Here is a 17,364-nt window from a genome sequence, read left to right as displayed (position 1 = left end):
ATTATATATTTTCTTGGGTTTGAGTTTAATTTTAGATAATAAAAAACCCGACTGCAAAATACAATCGGGAAATTTATATTAATCTGTCAACTTATTTTAAGGTGACCTAAGGTTGTAAATTAGAATTTATAACCAACAGAAAGCGAAATTACATTGTTAGTTGTTTTGTAATCGTCGCTACCTTCTCCATCATAAATATTGTTAAGACCAGCACTATATCTTGCTTGGAAGAAAACACCCATTGGTAAATCGTAAGCAACACCTCCGTTTAAAGCAAAGTCAACACCTTTATAACCATCTTTAACGTCTTCATCTTCTGCTTTAGCACTCATAAGGAAACCTACTTGTGGCCCTGCTTCGATACTTAAACCTTCCATAAGATAGTATTTAGCCATAATAGGAATGTTAATGTAATCAAATTTAAGATCATATTCTACTCCAAGTTCTTTTCCTTTTGCACCTTGCATAGAGTAAAGAAGTTCTGGCTGAACAGAGAATGTCTCAGTTAATTTAATTTCTGCAATAGCACCAACGTGTAATCCAGTTCTTGAACCATCAGTTTCCGCATCACCACCAAAGTCAGCAATGTTTAAACCTGCTTTTGCACCAAACTTAACTTCTTGAGCTTGCGTAGCAAAGCTAAACGCCATTACGGCCGCAGCCGAAAGTAATAATTTTTTCATTTTGTAAATTAATTTGTTGTTAGGAATAACAAATGTACTTTTTTTTATTTTATTAAAAATACCTAGTATTGGTGATTTTTTTAAATTTAATAATAAGTAAACATTAGACGAAATAAATATACTGTACTAGTTTCGACTCTTTTTGTATGGTAATTTATACTATTTTTGTGCTATATAACAATAACTTATCATTTATGAAAAAACTATTACTTGTCGCTTTTGTATTTATGTGTAGCTATACTACTGTAAAAGCTCAAGCATTTGGAATAAAAGCTGGTTTAAATTTTGCTAATTTTAATGGTAATGATGCTGATGATTTTAATGTTTTAACTAGTTTTCATGTAGGAATGGTTGCAGAGATGCACTTGATGGATGCTTTATCTGTTCAGCCTGAGTTTTTATACTCTGTACAAGGGGCAAAAACAAAAGATGAAACTTATAAGCTGAATTATGTAACTTTACCTGTAATGCTTAAACTATATTTTACAGATTCGTTTAATATACATGCAGGACCACAAATAGGATTGCTTATTGGTGAGTCGGATAGTTTTACTACTTTTGAAAGTAGTACTTACGATTTAGGCTTTGCAGGTGGTGTAGAGTTTTTCTTTGCCGATAATTTTGCCGCACAAGCAAGGTATAATGCTGGTTCAACTAAAGTTTCAGACAAGTATGAGCTTAAAAACTCAGTATTACAATTGTCATTATGTTATATGTTTTAGTAATCAACTAAATTTTTAAATATGAAAAAAGTATTAGTTTTAGTAGCAGTAATAGCAACTAGCTTTGCTATGCAAGCACAAGGTGTTAACTTCGGTGTAAAAGGAGGTGCTAATTTTGCGAACCTTAATGGAGATATTGATGGTGATGGCATAACTAGTTTTCATGCAGGAGCAGTGCTTGAGCTAAATCTTGTACCAACTTTTTCGGTACAGGCAGAAGGTTTGTTTTCTTCTCAGGGCTCTGAATATAAAGATGAACTAGGTGCAGTGCGTGATATTAATTTAGATTATATATCAGTACCAGTAATGGCAAAATATTATATATTGCCAAGTAAACTTAGCCTTATGGCAGGGCCTCAATTTTCATTTCTTATAGATGAAGCAGAGGAAGCGTTAGAGTCTAAAAGTTTTGATATGGCAGCCGCAGGTGGCGTAGAGCTGAAACTTATAGCTGGGCTTTTTGTACAAGCACGATATACAATAGGACTTACAGATGTTTATGAAGATGTAGATTCTAAAAATGCAGTATTTCAGCTATCAGTAGGATATTTCTTTTAAACACATTTATATTTTAGGTTTATAATTAGCCGACCTTATGAGGTCGGCTTTTTTATGTATTTTTACAAAAAGACTGCCAATGAAAATTATTATAATTAACGGTCCTAATCTTAACCTACTAGGACAAAGAGAACCAGAGGTATATGGTACTACAACGTTTCACGATTATTTTAAAATATTACAAGAAGAATATCCTGATGTCGAATTATCATACTATCAAAGTAATATAGAAGGCGAAATAATAGATAAAATACAAAAGGTGGGCTTTAAATACAATGGTATTATACTTAATGCAGGAGGATATACTCATACATCTGTAGCCATTGCCGATGCTGTTAAGGCGATAACTACCCCTGTAGTAGAAGTGCATATATCTAACACTTTTTCGCGAGAAACGTTTAGGCATCAGTCATATATATCACCTGTTGCCAGAGGTGTTATTATTGGTTTTGGTCTTAAAGGATATAACTTAGCTATACAGTCGCTTATAGGTTAACCTTCATTATCATAATTTATATATAGAGTATATAAACTATATTTAAGTTCTATTATATTTAAGTTTTTCACAACATATTAAAGTAAATTTTAATGCTAAATTAGCAGGAAATGAATACAGTATCATGATAAACAATGTACTCACTATAACCCTTAACCCAACTGTAGATAAAAGTAGTAGTGTAGCTAATATAAAACCTGAAAAAAAATTAAGATGTGCTCCGCCAAAATATGAACCAGGAGGTGGCGGTATCAATGTTTCCCGTGGTTTAGTAAGGCTTGGTATAAATACAACAGCTTTTTTTACTTCAGGAGGATGTACTGGCGATTTATTACAACAATTGTTAGAACAAGAGTATGTAACTACACTACCTGTACCAGTGGTAGCCCAAACACGTGAAAACTTTATAGTAGTAGACACATTAACTAATGAGCAGTACCGTTTTGGTATGCCTGGCGAAGCAGTTACCGTTGATGAAACAACTACTATACTTGATAAAATTAAGGCAATAAAACCTTTTCCTGAAATTATGGTTATAAGTGGTAGTTTACCGCTAGGTATTTCGCCAAATTTTATAAAAACTATAGTTAAGATTGCAAAAGATAAAGGTAGTAAAGTAGTACTTGATACCTCTGGTGACGCGCTTTTTACAGCATTAGAAGAAGGCGTGTATTTACTTAAACCCAATATTGGTGAGCTCAGTCGCTTGTCGGGTATAGAGCATTTAGATAATGAAACTGCAACCCAAGCAGCAAGACAGCTTATAAATAAAGGTATGACAGAGGTTGTAGTGGTATCTATGGGAGCACAAGGCGCTTATTTAGTAACAAAAAATGATAGTGTACATATACCTGCACCATCGGTTAAAAAAATGAGTACAGTGGGAGCAGGAGACAGTATGGTTGCAGGTATGGTGGCTATGTTAGCACAAGGAAGCACTTTTTTAAATATGGCACGCATGGGGGTTGCCTGTGGCTCGGCAGCTACAATGAACCCAGGTACAAGCTTGTTTAACAAAGAAGATGCCGAGCGTTTATACCAATGGTTATCTAAAAAGTAGTAGATAGACTTCTATGAAAAACTGGTCGATATATATAAAAGACTATAAATCCTATCTTAAAATAGAACGTGGATTATCAGATAATTCGATAACAAACTATTTATTTGATATCAATAGGTTGGTTAAGTATATGGATGATAATAGTATAGATGTTTCTCCTGTATATATAAATGAAGAGACAATACAACAATTTATATACCATGTAGCGACAGAGTTGAATCCGCGTTCTCGTGCAAGACTTATATCTGGGCTTAAAAGTTTCTTTAGTTATATCGTTTTTGAAAATTATAGAAAAGACAACCCTTTAGAACTTATAGAAGTTCCTAAAATAGGGCGTAAACTACCTGATACACTTTCTACTGCCGAAATAGATGCACTTATAAGTGCTATAAATTTGGCTAGTAATGAAGGAGAACGTAATAGAGCTATGTTAGAAACGTTATATAGTTGCGGACTCCGAGTATCTGAATTGATAGGGCTTAAAATTTCAGATTTGTTTTTTGAGGAAGGCTTTATTAAGGTTACAGGAAAAGGAAATAAACAAAGATTTGTACCTATAGATGATCTTACTCAAAAATATATTACCATATATAAAGATGGTGTAAGAACTTTTCAGAATATACAAAAAGGACATGAAGATACTTTGTTTTTAAACCGACGCGGTAAAGGACTAACAAGGGCTATGATATTTACTATTATAAAAGATTTGGCTAAAAGAATTGAATTAAATAAAATAATAAGTCCACATACATTTAGACATTCTTTTGCAACACATTTATTAGAAAACGGAGCCGACTTACGTTCTATTCAACTTATGTTAGGGCATGAATCGATTACAACAACAGAGATATATATGCATTTAGATCGAAAATTTCTTAGAAATATTATAAATACATACCACCCACGACGATAATTTTAAGAATTTTGACAGATAAATACTAAAAAAAATTATTTTTTTTAAAACTAACCCTATTTTTGTGTAAAACTATTTTAGATGGAGTTTTTTGATATGCCAGATATTCATGATGGTGAGAGCCTAAATGCTTTTTATAAAAAGTTACTAGACCAAGTACCAGATCTTATATTTAAAATGATTTGGAAGACTGATGATCTTTACTCGATAGTTTTTGCTAGCGAAACAGTAAATGATATTTTAGAGCTAAGTGTAGAAACATTTATGTATAACACTCAAGTTTTTTTAAAAGAGAGATTATTACTGGATGATTTTGGTCGTTTTAAAGAAAGTCTTGAAAAATCTAAAGCAGAGCTTACGGGATGGAATGGTGAGTTTCGCGTACGGCTACCCAAGAAAGGATTGCGTTGGATGCGAATAAACGCTAAGCCCGAATTGCAAAAAGATGGGAGTATATATTTTTATGGTAGAGTAAGTGATGTTACCGACCAAAAGGAACACGAGCGTAAGTTGAAAATTTCTGAAGAACGCTTTAAGTATGCCTTACATGCAGCATCAGAAGGAATATGGGATTGGGATATGGTTACTGATAACGTCTATTTCTCAGGACAATCAATGAGTATACTAGGTAGTGAAGAGGAAGAAGTTATTGTACCTTTAAAGTTTTGGAGAGATAGGATGCACCCTGATGATATAAAGGGGCATAAGGCTTCTAGAGATGCTCATTTAGAAGGGAAATCATCTAGTTTTGAGAATATATATCGCATCATGAATGATGAGGGTAAATATAGATGGGTGCTTAGTAGAGGTAAAGTAGTGGGGTATGACGATTTTGGAAACCCAATAAGAGCAATAGGTACACATAAAGACATAACTTTATTAAAAGAAAAAGAAATAGAGCTTGGCAATACTATAGACATTATTGGAGATCAAAATAACAGACTTATTAATTTTGCTCATATAGTTTCGCATAACTTAAGATCACATGCTGGTAACCTTAAGATGTTAATAGATATATTTAAAGGTGCTAAAGAAGACGAAAAGGAGGATATGCTAAATCATCTTGAAGCTATATCTGATAGTTTATATGTAACTATTATACATTTAAAAGAGTTAGTAGATATACAATTTGAGATAAAAACAGTAAAAGAAAACCTTAATTTAAGGCACTATCTTAAAAATATATTGAATATATTGCATAATGAAATAACTAAGAATGGTGTAAATATAGAAATTAACATACCTCTTGATGTAACGGTAAACTACAACCCTGCATATCTTGAAAGTGTTTTGCTTAATTTTACCACAAATGCAATTAAGTATTCAAGCTCAGAAAGAAAGCCGATGCTTTCTTATGATTTTTCGGTAGTAGAAGGGAAGAAGGTTCTATCTATATCGGATAATGGTTTAGGTATTGATTTAAAAAAACATAAGAATTCTCTTTTTGGGATGTATAAAACATTCCACAAAAATCAAAACTCGAGAGGTATAGGGTTATTTATAACCAAGAACCAAGTAGAAGCAATGGGAGGTAAAATAGAAGTTTCTAGTGAAGTAAACAAAGGAACTACTTTTAAAATATATTTTGATGAAGATGGTTAAAAGCCTTTATGTAATTGACGATGACAAAATTTATCATTTTTTATTTAAGAATCTTCTTAAACAAAATGGTATAGATGTAACAACTAAGTTTTTTGGTGATGGAGCCGAGGCGATAGAATATATACAGTCTAATAATAATGAGCAATTACCAGATCTTATATTGCTCGATGTAAATATGCCAATAATGGATGGGTGGCAATTTCTAGAAGAATATTCAAAATTGACAACATCATTATCTAAAACATCAATAGTATATATGATAAGTTCATCAAACAGTGAAGTTGATATGAACAAAGCTAAAGAGTTTAATGATATAGTTAAAGATTATTATTTAAAACCGATTTGCAAAGAAGACCTCGATAAGATATTTATGAGCGAAGAAGTATAATACGAATAAAAAAAGCTGCCATTGGCAGCTTTTTTTATTCGTGTACAAACTCTCTAAACTCTAATTATTATTTAGCAATGTTTACAGCTCTTGTTTCCCTGATTACAGTAATTTTTACCTGACCAGGATATGTCATTTCTGTTTGTATCTTATGCGATATTTCGAAAGATAAAGTAGCAGCCATTTCATCGCTAACCTTTTCGCTTTCTACTATTACACGCAGCTCTCTACCAGCTTGTATAGCATAGGCACTCTTAACTCCACCAAAGCCATAGGCAATTTCTTCAAGATCTTTAAGTCTTTGTATATATGAGTCTAGCACTTGTCTTCTTGCACCTGGTCTAGCACCCGATATAGCATCACACACTTGTATAACAGGAGATAGTAAGAATTTCATTTCTATTTCATCGTGGTGAGCACCAATGGCATTACATACCTCTTCTTTTTCACCATATTTTTCTGCCCACTGCATACCTAGTAATGCGTGTGGTAAGTCGCTCTCTGCATCGGGTACTTTTCCAATATCGTGTAGTAATCCAGCTCTTTTAGCAATTTTTACATTAAGCCCTAATTCAGCAGCCATAATACCACAAAGCTTAGCTACTTCGCGTGAGTGCTGTAGCAAGTTTTGTCCGTAAGAAGAACGGTATTTCATTCTTCCTACTATTTTTATAAGTTCAGGGTGTAGTCCGTGTATCCCTAAATCTATAACGGTACGTTTACCTACTTCTATGATTTCGTCTTCAATTTGCTTAGCTGTTTTTGCAACTACCTCTTCAATACGTGCTGGGTGAATTCTACCATCTGTTACCAGTTTGTGTAAAGCAAGGCGTGCTATTTCTCTACGCACAGGATCAAAACACGAAAGTATAATAGCCTCTGGAGTATCATCTACAATAATTTCTACACCTGTAGCAGCTTCTAGTGCGCGTATGTTACGACCTTCACGTCCAATAATTCGTCCTTTAACGTCGTCTGATTCTATATTAAATACTGATACACAGTTCTCAACAGCTTCTTCAGTACCTACACGTTGTATCGTGTTTATTATTATTTTTTTGGCTTCTTGTTGTGCCGTTAGTTTAGCCTCTTCTATAGTGTCTTGTATGTGCGACATAGCATTGCTCTTCGCTTCTGCTTTAAGATTGTCTACAAGTTGACTTTTTGCTTCTTCGGCAGATAGTCCTGATATAACTTCTAGTTGCTCTACTTGACTTTTGTGTAATCTGTCTATTTCTTGTTGCTTTTTATCAAGATAGTCAATACGGTTGTTGTAGTCAGAAATTTTAGTTTCTACTTCATCATTAACCTTCTTCGCTTTTGCAAGTTCACTAGAAACTTGTGACTCTTTATCACGGATTCTTTTTTCTGCTTCCGATATTTTTTTGTCGCGCCCTAATATAACTTGTTCATGCTCTGCTTTAAGCTCTAAAAACTTCTCTTTAGCTTGTAGTATTTTATCTTTCTTAATAGCTTCCGCTTCGCTTTTAGCATCTTTTAGTATAGAGGAGACCTCTTTTTTTGCATTACCTAAAATTCCGGACGCACTCTTTTTTTCAAGAAACTTTGCTATCACGAAACCAATCGCTAATCCTATAATGCAACCGATAATTATCATTAATGTTGAATCCATAAATTTTTTTAATGTTGGTGTATGTATATAAAAAAAGCCTACATCAGAAGAGATTGTATAAACTCGTAATGGACAAGTTTTGAGCTAACCCGTTGTTCAAGGATCTGCTCAAGGCAGCTTGCTTTAGAAACGGAGATTCACTCATTTTAATTTGTTAGTGTTGAGTTTATCAAATATGTACTAATGTAGGCAGTATTTTTGACGTATGTAAAGAACGTGTTTTTATTATTTAGAGAGTACTTCGCTCAATTTTTTATCCATTTCTTTCAACTTAGCAACCGCTTTTTCTAGCGATTCAGCAGTATCTATCTGCTTTTGTTCTGTTTGTGCTGCAAACTGTAGCGCGCACATTGCTAAAACATCCTGTTTGTCTCTCACGGCATAGTTTTCTTCGAATTGCTTAATCATAGCATCAATTTTTTTAGAGGCACTTCTTAGCCCTTCTTCTTGCGACGGGTCTACCGTTAGTGGGTAAACTCTGTCGGCTATTGATATCTTTATCTTAAGCTTTTCATCCATTTCTTCCTTAATCAGAAAGTTGTGCTATGCAGTAATCAATTTCACGGATCAATGAATTTATCTTGAGTTTTGTTTCTCTCTTGTTTTCGTCACTGCCCAGTAATGAATTTGCCATTTTTAAAGTCTCATGCTGCCTTTTTAACATAGAAATCTCTTCAGACTGATTGCTGATAACCTTAGCTGATGCCGAAATTTCATTTTCAAGCTTCTGGTTCTGTTTGTTTAGCTCATCCAGTTTTTGGTATAGCTTCTCAATTTTACTTTCCAGAGAATCAACTATTTCGGGTAATCCGCTCATAGCATTCAATATTCATTACAATATTTCACAAAGTTAATATTACTTTGCATACAAACAATAGTTATGCTAAAATTATTATAATTTTTTTCGTATATCTGTAATAAATTGCTATGTAAACAGTTATAAGTAAAAACCTTGTAGTTACTGGTTTTTGGATGCTTTTTTATATTTTAGCCTTATGAGATTACGAATATTTTTTTTACTGTTTACTGCATTGTCTTTTGCACAACAACAGTACCCTGATGGCTATTTTAAATCGCCTCTCAATTTGCCTGTATATCCATCTGGTACATTTGGAGAGGTAAGGAGTAATCATTTCCATACAGGACTAGATTATAGAACAGACCAAAAAACAGGTTTGCCTGTTCATTCGGCTGCCGATGGCTATGTTTCACGTATTAAGGTATCGTCTTACGGTTACGGTACAGCATTGTATATAGACCATCCTAATGGTTATACTACAGTATATGGACACCTTGAGGGCTATGCGCCTAAAATAGCCAGAGTAGTTAGAGCAGAGCAGTATAAAAAACAAAATTTTGATGTAGAAATGTTTTTTAAACCTAACGAAATCCCGGTAACACAAGGCGAGGTGGTTGCATTTTCGGGTAACTCGGGTAGCTCTGGCGGACCTCATTTGCATTTTGAGTATAGAGATACTAAAACCGAAGCTATTATTAACCCGCTCCATTTTGGTCTTAAAAAATTAATGAAAGATACTAAAGCTCCCGCAATAAAAGGGCTTATGGTATATCCGCTGAGTGATGCTACTGTGATAGATGGGGTTGCTAAACCTTTTTTGGTAAAACTCAGATTACAAAAGGATGGTACGTATAAAGCCGATAAAATTTTGGCTAAAGGTAAAATAGGCTTCTCAATAAATACATCTGATAGATCTACGGGTAGTACACCAAATAATGGGGTTTATAAAGTGAAAACTTTTTACAATGATAGCCCTGCATTTAGTTACACATTTGATACTTTTGCTTTTAGCGAGTCACGATATTCTAATAACTTTATCGACTATGGTTATTATTATAATACAAGGCAGCGTTTTCAAAAACTTTTTGTAACAACACCTTATCCACTTTCAGTGATTTCGGGTAATACAACTAATGGGCAACTCGAAATACTACCTAATGGAACTCAAAATTATAAAATAGAGGTTTCAGATTTTCATGGTAACAAAACCATAGTAAATGGTAGTGTTGAGTATTCTAATATTACTGCAACGGCTGTAGAACCTAAAAATACTACACCTTATTTTTTAAAAGCGGCAAGCAATAATAATTATACAAAAGATGGCGTTTCGGTATATATACCAGCACATTCTTTTTATGAAGATTTTTATATGAATTTTACTGTAAAAGATTCTGTACTGTACTTACATGATCCTGAAGTACCCGTACATGATTATATAACAATATCGTTTGACGTGAGCCACCTTAAGCCCGAAGTTTTACAAAAAACCTTTATAGAAGGTTTTACTGGTAAACGCAGGACGTATAACTCCAGTACACTAGAAAATGGTAAATTAACAGCTAAGGTAAGATCTTTAGGCGATTATAAACTTGATCAAGATACAACCCCGCCTAAAATATACAGTTGTAGCTTTGCCGAAGGGAAATGGCTTAGTCAGCAACAAACTTTTAGCCTCAAGATGAGCGACGATCTTTCTGGAATTGCTACATTTGACGCTTGGTTAAATGGTAAATGGATATTGATGCATTATGATTATAAAACCCGTATCATCTTCCATAATTTTAGTGATGGAGTTGTAGATGAAGGTCGCAACGATTTAAAAGTTGTTGTTACGGATAATGTTGGAAATTCTACTACCTTTGAAACGCATTTTTTTAGAACACAAAATACTGCCCTTGAAAACAATAAATAAATTACTTACGCTTACTTTTATCCTATTTAGCAGCGTACTTTTTGCTCAAAAAAGCCCTATTTTATATGGTGTATTACTCGATGAACACAATGTACCGATAGATGGAGTAAGTGTATATTATGATGTTCCTTCGGGACGTGTAACCACAACTACTGATCGTAGTGGGTTTTATAGTATAAACATTCCTGTAAATACTCCTGTAAATGTCTTTTTCTCACACATTAGCTTTAAACTTTCGTCTATAGAAAATGTTGAGATGGGATATAATGATAGTTTCGAGTTCAACTCCTTTATGCTTACAGGAACAGAGACACTTAATAATATTGTAATTGATGCCAAAACAGGTAGGAAACGGGTAGAAGGTATAACTAATATATCGCCCGAAACAATTAGAAAAATACCTGGAGCTAATGCAGGGGTAGAAAATATTATAAAATTACTTGGAGGTAATAGTAATAATGAGTTGAGTACTCAATATGCAGTGCGTGGTGGTAATTATGACGAAAACTTGGTCTATGTAGAAGATATCGAGATATATCGTCCATTCCTTATTCGTTCAGGACAGCAGGAAGGGCTAAGCTTTACTAATACTGCTATGATAGAGAATGTCGATTTTTCATCGGGAGGTTTTCAGGCACGTTATGGCGATAAACTATCATCAGTACTAGATATTACTTACCGCCGACCAAAAGGTTTTGGTGCAGAGGTAGAGGCTAGTTTTCTAGGCGGTAGCCTTACTCTTGAGTCGTTATCAAAAAATAAAAAATGGAGTGGTATAATAGGGGCACGTTATCGTGATAATAGTCTGTTAGTAAATAGTCAGGAGACAGAAACCAATTTTAAGCCCACCTTTGCCGATGTGCAAACGATGGTGAACTTTAAGCCTACTGATAAGTGGGAGCTTAGTTTTTTAGGTAATATGTCACAAAATAAGTACCACTACCAACCATTAACACGTCAAACTAATTTTGGTACTATAGATGAGCCTATTGCTTTACAAATTTATTATGATGGGCAAGAAAAGGATGAGTATGAAACCTATTTTGGAGCTTTTAAATCTACCTATGAAGTTTCAGAAAACTTTAAGTTTAAGGTAATTGGCTCTATATATCACACGCAAGAACAAGAGCATTTTGATATACTAGCACAATATGCACTGGGTGAGGTAGATACTAATATAGGTTCAGATACTTTTGGTGAGATACAATCGGCTCGTGGAGCAGGTTCGCAGTTAAATCATGCTCGTAATGACCTTGATGCTCTTATAGTAAATGCCGAAGTAAAAGGATTTCATGACATAAAAAGTAATCTTATAGAATGGGGTGTAAAATATACTCGTGAAGACATTCGCGACCGTTTAGTAGAGTGGGAGGTAATCGACTCGGCAGGGTTTGCATTACCAGCTCCTGTTATAGATACACCAATAAATGATCAGCCTTATAACCCTTATACAGGACCGTTAACACCTTATCAAAATGTAAGGGCTACTAATTTTGTCGAAATTAATAGGGTATCAGGTTATGCACAATGGAGTAGAAGAGCAAAATTGGGAAGCAGCGATATATGGATGAATGCTGGAGTAAGGGCGCATCAATGGCAAGTTAATGTGTATGGTAATAGCGGTAAGAGTCAGGTAACGATGAGTCCGCGAGGGCAGTTTACCATTAAGCCTGATTGGAAACGCGATATGTTATTCCGTATAGCAGGAGGGCTATATCATCAGCCGCCATTTTACAGAGAACTTAGAGATTCACTTGGTGTAGTTAATCCTAATGTTAAAGCACAGCAGTCGATACATATAGTATTGGGTAATGATTATAGTTTTAAATTATCAGGCAGACCTTTTAAACTGGTTACAGAGGCATATTATAAAAAGCTTGATGATGTAAATACTTATACGTTAGAAAATGTACGTATTCGTTATCGTGCTAATAATGATGCCGTTGCTTATGCCTATGGGCTTGATGTACGTATGAATGGTGAGTTTGTACCAGGTACAGAATCGTGGGTAACATTTGGCTATTTAAAAACAGAAGAAAACTATAGAGATAAAGGATATATAGCACGACCTACTGACCAAAGACTTAAATTTGGAATCCTATTTCAAGATTATGTGCCTAACATACCGAGCTTGAAAATGTACTTAAACTTAGTGTATAATACAGGGTTGCCAGGCGGTTCGCCATCGTATGCAGATCCTTATGTGTATCAATCAAGGCTTAATGACTACCGCCGTGCCGATGCTGGCTTTGCTTATGTCTTTACTGATGGAACAAAGGCGTATGACAAGGGGCATTGGCTGGCTATGTTTAAAGAACTTTCTGTAGGTTTAGAAATCTTTAACCTGTTTGATAATCAAAATGCTATTACCAATACTTGGGTGCGCGATGTGTATACAAAATCGCAATATGGTATTCCTAATTATCTAACCAGTCGCGTTTTCAGTATAAAGCTTAACGCAAGGATATAATTATTCAAACATTTTCAGTATTTTTGGTAATATATCTGATATGGAAATGAAAAAAAACGCACTATTAGTATTCGCATTTTCAGGACTTCTTGCTATAAGTTGTGGTAAAGAGGAAAAGCCAAAACCAAAGGTTATTTATGAAGATACTACCGAGGTAAAGAAGGAGGTTCCGAAAGTTGACTCTACGCAAATAAAAATCGCTGATTTACCAGTGCATATGGAGGGTACTAAGTACCTAATACACCCCATTGGTGATATTCGTATCTATGATGATAGGAGCAAAATTTACGGTAGTAGCAGGACTAATAATATTAGTTATGCTATATCAAATTATAACCGTTATGAAATAACGGGATATTTTGAAAATTTGAAGTTTCAACATATCGATTCTACAGCGCTACATCCGCTTACAGATAAAAAGATGCAAATACAAACCGCTACTTATCTTGATGCGATCGCTAAAAAACAGGTGCTAGTTTATACACTAGTAGATTCTGATACGAATCATGATAGAAAGATAGATGCTAATGATATAAAATCACTTTATATAAGTGATATAAGCGGACGCAATTTCCATAAGCTATCGCGTAATATGCAAGAGCTTATAGATTGGAATGTGGTAGAGGTACAAAATAGATTATACTTCCGTACTATAGAGGATATTAATAAAAATGGTGCTTTTGATAAAAATGATAAAGTACATTACTACTATGTTAATTTACTTTCGCCAGAGTGGAAGGTAACCGATTATGAGCCTGTAGCCTCTGTTGTGCGTGACACTATTGATAAATAATAGTTTTTTTATATTAGTATATCGCTCTCTAAGTCCGATTTTTCTATTGTAAAGTTGAAGCCTAGTTGTTCCATAAGTTGGATAACAAGGTTTTTATACCAGTTCTCTGATTTTGGATGAATATATATTTTTTCTATGAGAGAGTTAATGTCTACATCAATTTTTACTCCGTCGTTAATGGTTTTACCATATTTAGTATAGTCAGATATAATTCGTAATTCACCCTCATATTGAAAGCTCTTTCTTTTAAACAGGAATGGGAAGAAAATATCATCAAACGGAATAAACTCTTTCTTGTAGTCAATATAGTTTACGGCACCAATATGTTGTTCATATTTAGTTTCAGATGCTAACGCTTGTTGTAACCGCCCTATGGTAGATTGTATAGCAAGCCCTTCGCTATTTTGTGTAAATATTTGCCACATGGCATACGACTCATGCTCGTTAATATGCCAACTGCTTATCACCACTTTTTCTCTATGTGTTTTATAACGATTAAGAAATTCAGGATTGTTTTGAGCAATCTTTTTCATTTCGCCATAAGTAGGTTCGCTGAATGTACCCTCATACTGATCTTCAAATTTATCTGCACGTGCCATAAATAGCTTTTTGCAAAGTAATAAATCTAAAAACTTAGAAAGGTCTAAATATTTCCATACCACAGTATCGGGATCGGACAGGGTTATATTTTTTTGAGGAACATACATAAAATTAGTTGGCTTGTTTAATATGTTAAATGTACAAATGTTCTGCCATACTAATCATTATTAAATCGTTATTAGTTTATTTAGTATTGTATATAGTTACGAGCTCTTTAAAATGGCTTATAGCATAATCAGCTTCTTCAGCATTGTATAGGTTATTTTTGTCATACAATATAGTAGGTATTCCTAATGCTTTGGCTGCTCCAATTTCCGATTCAGGGTCATCACCTACTACAAAGACCTCTTCGGGACTGTAATTGTAACGTTTTAAGATATCAGCAAATACTTCTTTTTTACTTGTAACTGTAGGATTTACTACATGCGCTTCTTTAAAATCGTTCTCTATGCCCAAGTGTTTTATTTTACTTAGTTGCATTTTTCGGAACCCTGTGGTAACTAAGAATCGCTCTGCCGTGATAGTATGTATTTCAGGATAATCGTCAAAAGGAGCTATAGCTTTATTGTATTCCATTTCCTCTTGTAAGTCAATACCTTTTTGGGTGAGTTCCTCGCTAAACTTAAAGCGTTGTGCCACCAACCTGAAAGGTGTTCGCATAATAGCTTTGCGTATAGCATCATAATCATTATTGTGCAGTCTGCTTTCGATAATAAGGTCGAATAGTGGCTTGAATAATATATCGCCTATGGCGCTTACAGGGTATATAGTGTTATCGAGGTCGTATATAATTGCTTTTTTTTGCATAGAATAAGTCTTTAACTTTTATCAAAGCTAAATATACTGCATAAAAAAATAGCTGCAAATTTGCAGCTATTCCTTATCATATTATTAACAATGGTTATTCGAAACTTTGCATTGTTACCAATTTTTTATAATTACCATCTAGCATAATAAGTTCGTCGTGCGTACCTTGTTCTACAATACGCCCTTTTTTCATCACTATGATTTTATCAGCTTTTTGAATTGTAGAAAGTCTATGAGCAATAACTACCGAAGTACGGTTTTGCATCATATTTTCTAATGCTTGTTGTACGAGTCTTTCACTTTCGGTATCTAGTGCAGAGGTCGCCTCGTCTAAAATCATTATAGGAGGGTTTTTCAATACAGCACGTGCTATACTAAGGCGTTGTTTTTGCCCACCACTTAGTTTGTTTCCGCCATCGCCTATGTTTGTCTGTATGCCTTCAGGTAAGTCTTTTACAAACTCATAAGCATTCGCTATTTTTAAGGCATCAATAATCTCTTCATCTGTCGCATTTTCTTTACCTAAAGCAATGTTGTTACGTATGGTATCGTTAAACAAGATACTATCTTGTGTTACTAGTCCCATAAGCCCTCTTAATGCACTTAGCTTATAATCTTTTATATTAATACCGTCTATTTTAATACTACCTTCTTGTACATCATAAAAACGAGTAAGCAGGTTAGCTATAGTGCTTTTTCCGCTACCTGATTGCCCTACTAGTGCAACGGTTTGTCCTTTAGGTACTGTAAGTGAAAAATCTTTTAAAACATTTTCTTCCTCATATCGGAAGTTGATATTTTCTATAACTATATCTTGTTCAAAATAATTTTTTTCGATAGCACTTGGCTTGTTTTTTATAGGGTTTTCCTGTTCAAGTACTTCCATAACCCGCTCGGCAGCGGCATTACCCTTTTTAACACCATAGGACGCTTTCGAAATAGCTTTTGCTGGAGTAAGTATATTATAGGCAAGTCCCATATAAACAATAAAGTCCGAAGGTTTTAAGGTTCCTTCTACTAAAACCATGCGCCCACCATACCATAGTAATACAGTGATAACCACTATGCCTAAAAATTCACTAGTTGGTGAAGCAAGGTTTTGTCTATTAAGAACTTTGTTTGAAAAATGATAAAAATTGTCAGTAGATTTTTGAAATTTTTGATTGAAGTAAGGTTCAGAGTTAAAACCTTTTATTACTTTAAGTCCTCCTAATGTTTCTTCAATGATAGAGAGGAAATATCCTTGTTCTTTTTGGGCACGATCCGAACGCTTTTTTAGTGACTTTCCTACTAAAGATATAGCATATCCTGAAATAGGGATAAAAATGAAAACAAATATAGTAAGCTTTGTGCTTATTGTTAACATTACAATTATTGTAAAAATAATAGTTAGTGGTTCACGTACAATTAGTTCCAGAATAGATAAGAAAGAGTGTTGTATCTCTAATACATCTGATGAGATACGAGCCATAGTGTCTCCTTTTCTCTTTTCTGAAAAGTATGCTAATGGTAATTCTACTATCTTTTTGTACATGGCATTCCTGATATCTTTAAGCACACCATTTCTCAGAAAGGTAATAAAGTACATAGCCCAATAATTACACATATTCTTTAGTAAGAACAGGGATATAATAAGTGATATTACTATAGTAAGTGTAAATTGTTGACCATGTTCTTCAGAAGCTGTTTGCATATAATGTCCCATATATGCTTTTACATAATCTCCTACTTCTAGGATGCCTGTATAAACAGGTTTTTCGACAACTTTGTCTTTATCTTCTCCAAAGAGAACATCAAGCATTGGTATAAGAGATACAAAAGAAAGTGCACTAAATAAAGCATAAAAAATATTAAAGAAAATATTTAGTGCAGCATATTTTTTGTAAGGTTTCGCAAAGCGAAATATTTTTTTAAAGTAATCCATTAAC

17 protein-coding genes and 1 other RNA gene are annotated in these 17,364 nt (G+C 34.1%); 10 read left to right on the top strand and 8 right to left on the bottom strand.

From position 1 onward, the window contains the following. Positions 1 to 119: 119 nt before the first annotated feature. Positions 120 to 683: a porin family protein gene (locus DVK85_RS13315; RefSeq protein ID WP_114678912.1), complete on the bottom strand. Its 564-nt coding sequence runs from the start codon at positions 681 to 683 to the stop codon at positions 120 to 122. A gap of 194 nt (positions 684 to 877) precedes the next feature. On the opposite strand from DVK85_RS13315, the gene DVK85_RS13310 reads away from it, so the two are divergent. From DVK85_RS13310 to DVK85_RS13280, 7 genes are all read left to right on the top strand, one after another. Beyond that, positions 878 to 1,405, top strand: coding sequence for a porin family protein (locus DVK85_RS13310; protein ID WP_162845312.1), 528 nt, complete (start codon positions 878 to 880; stop codon positions 1,403 to 1,405). Between the two features lie 21 nt (positions 1,406 to 1,426). Continuing rightward, the gene (locus DVK85_RS13305) at positions 1,427 to 1,963 is read left to right on the top strand and encodes a porin family protein (RefSeq protein ID WP_114678910.1); all 537 of its coding nucleotides are present in this window, start codon (positions 1,427 to 1,429) and stop codon (positions 1,961 to 1,963) included. 79 nt (positions 1,964 to 2,042) lie between these two features. Beyond that, positions 2,043 to 2,459: a type II 3-dehydroquinate dehydratase gene (gene aroQ, locus DVK85_RS13300; RefSeq protein WP_114678909.1), complete on the top strand. Its 417-nt coding sequence runs from the start codon at positions 2,043 to 2,045 to the stop codon at positions 2,457 to 2,459. 124 nt (positions 2,460 to 2,583) lie between these two features. Beyond that, the gene (locus DVK85_RS13295; RefSeq protein WP_114678908.1) at positions 2,584 to 3,519 is read left to right on the top strand and encodes a 1-phosphofructokinase family hexose kinase; all 936 of its coding nucleotides are present in this window, start codon (positions 2,584 to 2,586) and stop codon (positions 3,517 to 3,519) included. 13 nt (positions 3,520 to 3,532) lie between these two features. Next, complete coding sequence (locus tag DVK85_RS13290) at positions 3,533 to 4,432, top strand: site-specific tyrosine recombinase (RefSeq protein ID WP_114678907.1); 900 nt, start codon at positions 3,533 to 3,535, stop codon at positions 4,430 to 4,432. A gap of 81 nt (positions 4,433 to 4,513) precedes the next feature. Continuing rightward, positions 4,514 to 6,034: a sensor histidine kinase gene (locus DVK85_RS13285; RefSeq protein WP_114678906.1), complete on the top strand. Its 1,521-nt coding sequence runs from the start codon at positions 4,514 to 4,516 to the stop codon at positions 6,032 to 6,034. Then, on the top strand, positions 6,021 to 6,422 hold the full coding sequence (locus DVK85_RS13280; RefSeq protein WP_114678905.1) for a response regulator: 402 nt from the start codon (positions 6,021 to 6,023) through the stop codon (positions 6,420 to 6,422). The genes DVK85_RS13285 and DVK85_RS13280 overlap by 14 nt, the downstream gene beginning before the upstream one ends. A 67-nt stretch (positions 6,423 to 6,489) precedes the next feature. Here DVK85_RS13280 and rny read toward each other — a convergent pair whose 3' ends face one another. From rny to DVK85_RS13260, 4 genes are all read right to left on the bottom strand, one after another. Next, positions 6,490 to 8,055: a ribonuclease Y gene (gene rny / locus DVK85_RS13275; protein WP_114679071.1), complete on the bottom strand. Its 1,566-nt coding sequence runs from the start codon at positions 8,053 to 8,055 to the stop codon at positions 6,490 to 6,492. A 59-nt stretch (positions 8,056 to 8,114) separates the two neighbouring features. Next, positions 8,115 to 8,221, bottom strand: a non-coding RNA gene (gene ssrS, locus DVK85_RS13270) — 6S RNA. A 59-nt stretch (positions 8,222 to 8,280) separates the two neighbouring features. After that, positions 8,281 to 8,574 carry a cell division protein ZapA gene (locus DVK85_RS13265; protein WP_114678904.1) on the bottom strand — a complete coding sequence of 98 codons (294 nt, stop codon included), beginning with the start codon at positions 8,572 to 8,574 and terminating at the stop codon, positions 8,281 to 8,283. A 7-nt stretch (positions 8,575 to 8,581) separates the two neighbouring features. After that, complete coding sequence (locus DVK85_RS13260; protein WP_114678903.1) at positions 8,582 to 8,872, bottom strand: hypothetical protein; 291 nt, start codon at positions 8,870 to 8,872, stop codon at positions 8,582 to 8,584. Between the two features lie 178 nt (positions 8,873 to 9,050). Here DVK85_RS13260 and DVK85_RS13255 point away from each other — a divergent pair, with 178 nt between their 5' ends. Genes DVK85_RS13255 through DVK85_RS13245 form a run of 3 tightly spaced genes read left to right on the top strand, consistent with a single transcriptional unit; the run spans position 9,051 to position 14,029 of the window. Then, positions 9,051 to 10,766, top strand: coding sequence for a M23 family metallopeptidase (locus DVK85_RS13255; RefSeq protein ID WP_114678902.1), 1,716 nt, complete (start codon positions 9,051 to 9,053; stop codon positions 10,764 to 10,766). Continuing rightward, the gene (locus DVK85_RS13250; RefSeq protein ID WP_240339584.1) at positions 10,750 to 13,236 is read left to right on the top strand and encodes a TonB-dependent receptor; all 2,487 of its coding nucleotides are present in this window, start codon (positions 10,750 to 10,752) and stop codon (positions 13,234 to 13,236) included. Before DVK85_RS13255 ends, DVK85_RS13250 begins: the two co-directional genes overlap by 17 nt. A 46-nt stretch (positions 13,237 to 13,282) precedes the next feature. Further along, positions 13,283 to 14,029 (top strand): hypothetical protein, encoded by a 747-nt coding sequence (locus tag DVK85_RS13245; protein ID WP_114679070.1) that lies wholly within the window; start codon positions 13,283 to 13,285, stop codon positions 14,027 to 14,029. Between the two features lie 8 nt (positions 14,030 to 14,037). Here DVK85_RS13245 and DVK85_RS13240 read toward each other — a convergent pair whose 3' ends face one another. The 3 genes from DVK85_RS13240 to DVK85_RS13230 all read right to left on the bottom strand — a co-directional run bounded on the left by DVK85_RS13240 (position 14,038) and on the right by DVK85_RS13230 (position 17,360). After that, positions 14,038 to 14,736 carry a hypothetical protein gene (locus DVK85_RS13240; RefSeq protein ID WP_114678900.1) on the bottom strand — a complete coding sequence of 233 codons (699 nt, stop codon included), beginning with the start codon at positions 14,734 to 14,736 and terminating at the stop codon, positions 14,038 to 14,040. A 76-nt stretch (positions 14,737 to 14,812) separates the two neighbouring features. After that, entirely contained in the window at positions 14,813 to 15,436 is a 624-nt protein-coding gene (locus DVK85_RS13235) for an HAD family hydrolase (RefSeq protein WP_114678899.1), read from the bottom strand. A gap of 94 nt (positions 15,437 to 15,530) precedes the next feature. Further along, positions 15,531 to 17,360: an ABC transporter ATP-binding protein gene (locus DVK85_RS13230; protein ID WP_114678898.1), complete on the bottom strand. Its 1,830-nt coding sequence runs from the start codon at positions 17,358 to 17,360 to the stop codon at positions 15,531 to 15,533. Positions 17,361 to 17,364 lie beyond the last annotated feature (4 nt).

This window comes from Flavobacterium arcticum, from assembly GCF_003344925.1.
Lineage (GTDB): Bacteria > Bacteroidota > Bacteroidia > Flavobacteriales > Flavobacteriaceae > Flavobacterium > Flavobacterium arcticum.
Note: the sequence above shows the minus strand (reverse complement) of the source record. Positions and strands in the feature narration are given on the sequence as shown.

Excerpts from the sequence above, each read along its gene's own strand:
- rny (WP_114679071.1), bottom strand. The coding sequence starts at position 8,055 with ATGGATTCAACATTAATGATAATTATCGGTTGCATTATAGGATTAGCG.
- DVK85_RS13265 (WP_114678904.1), bottom strand. The coding sequence starts at position 8,574 with ATGGATGAAAAGCTTAAGATAAAGATATCAATAGCCGACAGAGTTTAC.
- DVK85_RS13240 (WP_114678900.1), bottom strand. The coding sequence starts at position 14,736 with ATGTATGTTCCTCAAAAAAATATAACCCTGTCCGATCCCGATACTGTG.
- DVK85_RS13305 (WP_114678910.1), top strand. The coding sequence starts at position 1,427 with ATGAAAAAAGTATTAGTTTTAGTAGCAGTAATAGCAACTAGCTTTGCT.
- DVK85_RS13255 (WP_114678902.1), top strand. The coding sequence starts at position 9,051 with ATGAGATTACGAATATTTTTTTTACTGTTTACTGCATTGTCTTTTGCA.
- DVK85_RS13280 (WP_114678905.1), top strand. The coding sequence starts at position 6,021 with ATGAAGATGGTTAAAAGCCTTTATGTAATTGACGATGACAAAATTTAT.
- aroQ (WP_114678909.1), top strand. The coding sequence starts at position 2,043 with ATGAAAATTATTATAATTAACGGTCCTAATCTTAACCTACTAGGACAA.
- DVK85_RS13285 (WP_114678906.1), top strand. The coding sequence starts at position 4,514 with ATGGAGTTTTTTGATATGCCAGATATTCATGATGGTGAGAGCCTAAAT.
- DVK85_RS13315 (WP_114678912.1), bottom strand. The coding sequence starts at position 683 with ATGAAAAAATTATTACTTTCGGCTGCGGCCGTAATGGCGTTTAGCTTT.
- DVK85_RS13260 (WP_114678903.1), bottom strand. The coding sequence starts at position 8,872 with ATGAGCGGATTACCCGAAATAGTTGATTCTCTGGAAAGTAAAATTGAG.
- DVK85_RS13235 (WP_114678899.1), bottom strand. The coding sequence starts at position 15,436 with ATGCAAAAAAAAGCAATTATATACGACCTCGATAACACTATATACCCT.
- DVK85_RS13245 (WP_114679070.1), top strand. The coding sequence starts at position 13,283 with ATGAAAAAAAACGCACTATTAGTATTCGCATTTTCAGGACTTCTTGCT.
- DVK85_RS13230 (WP_114678898.1), bottom strand. The coding sequence starts at position 17,360 with ATGGATTACTTTAAAAAAATATTTCGCTTTGCGAAACCTTACAAAAAA.
- DVK85_RS13295 (WP_114678908.1), top strand. The coding sequence starts at position 2,584 with ATGATAAACAATGTACTCACTATAACCCTTAACCCAACTGTAGATAAA.
- DVK85_RS13310 (WP_162845312.1), top strand. The coding sequence starts at position 878 with ATGAAAAAACTATTACTTGTCGCTTTTGTATTTATGTGTAGCTATACT.
- DVK85_RS13290 (WP_114678907.1), top strand. The coding sequence starts at position 3,533 with ATGAAAAACTGGTCGATATATATAAAAGACTATAAATCCTATCTTAAA.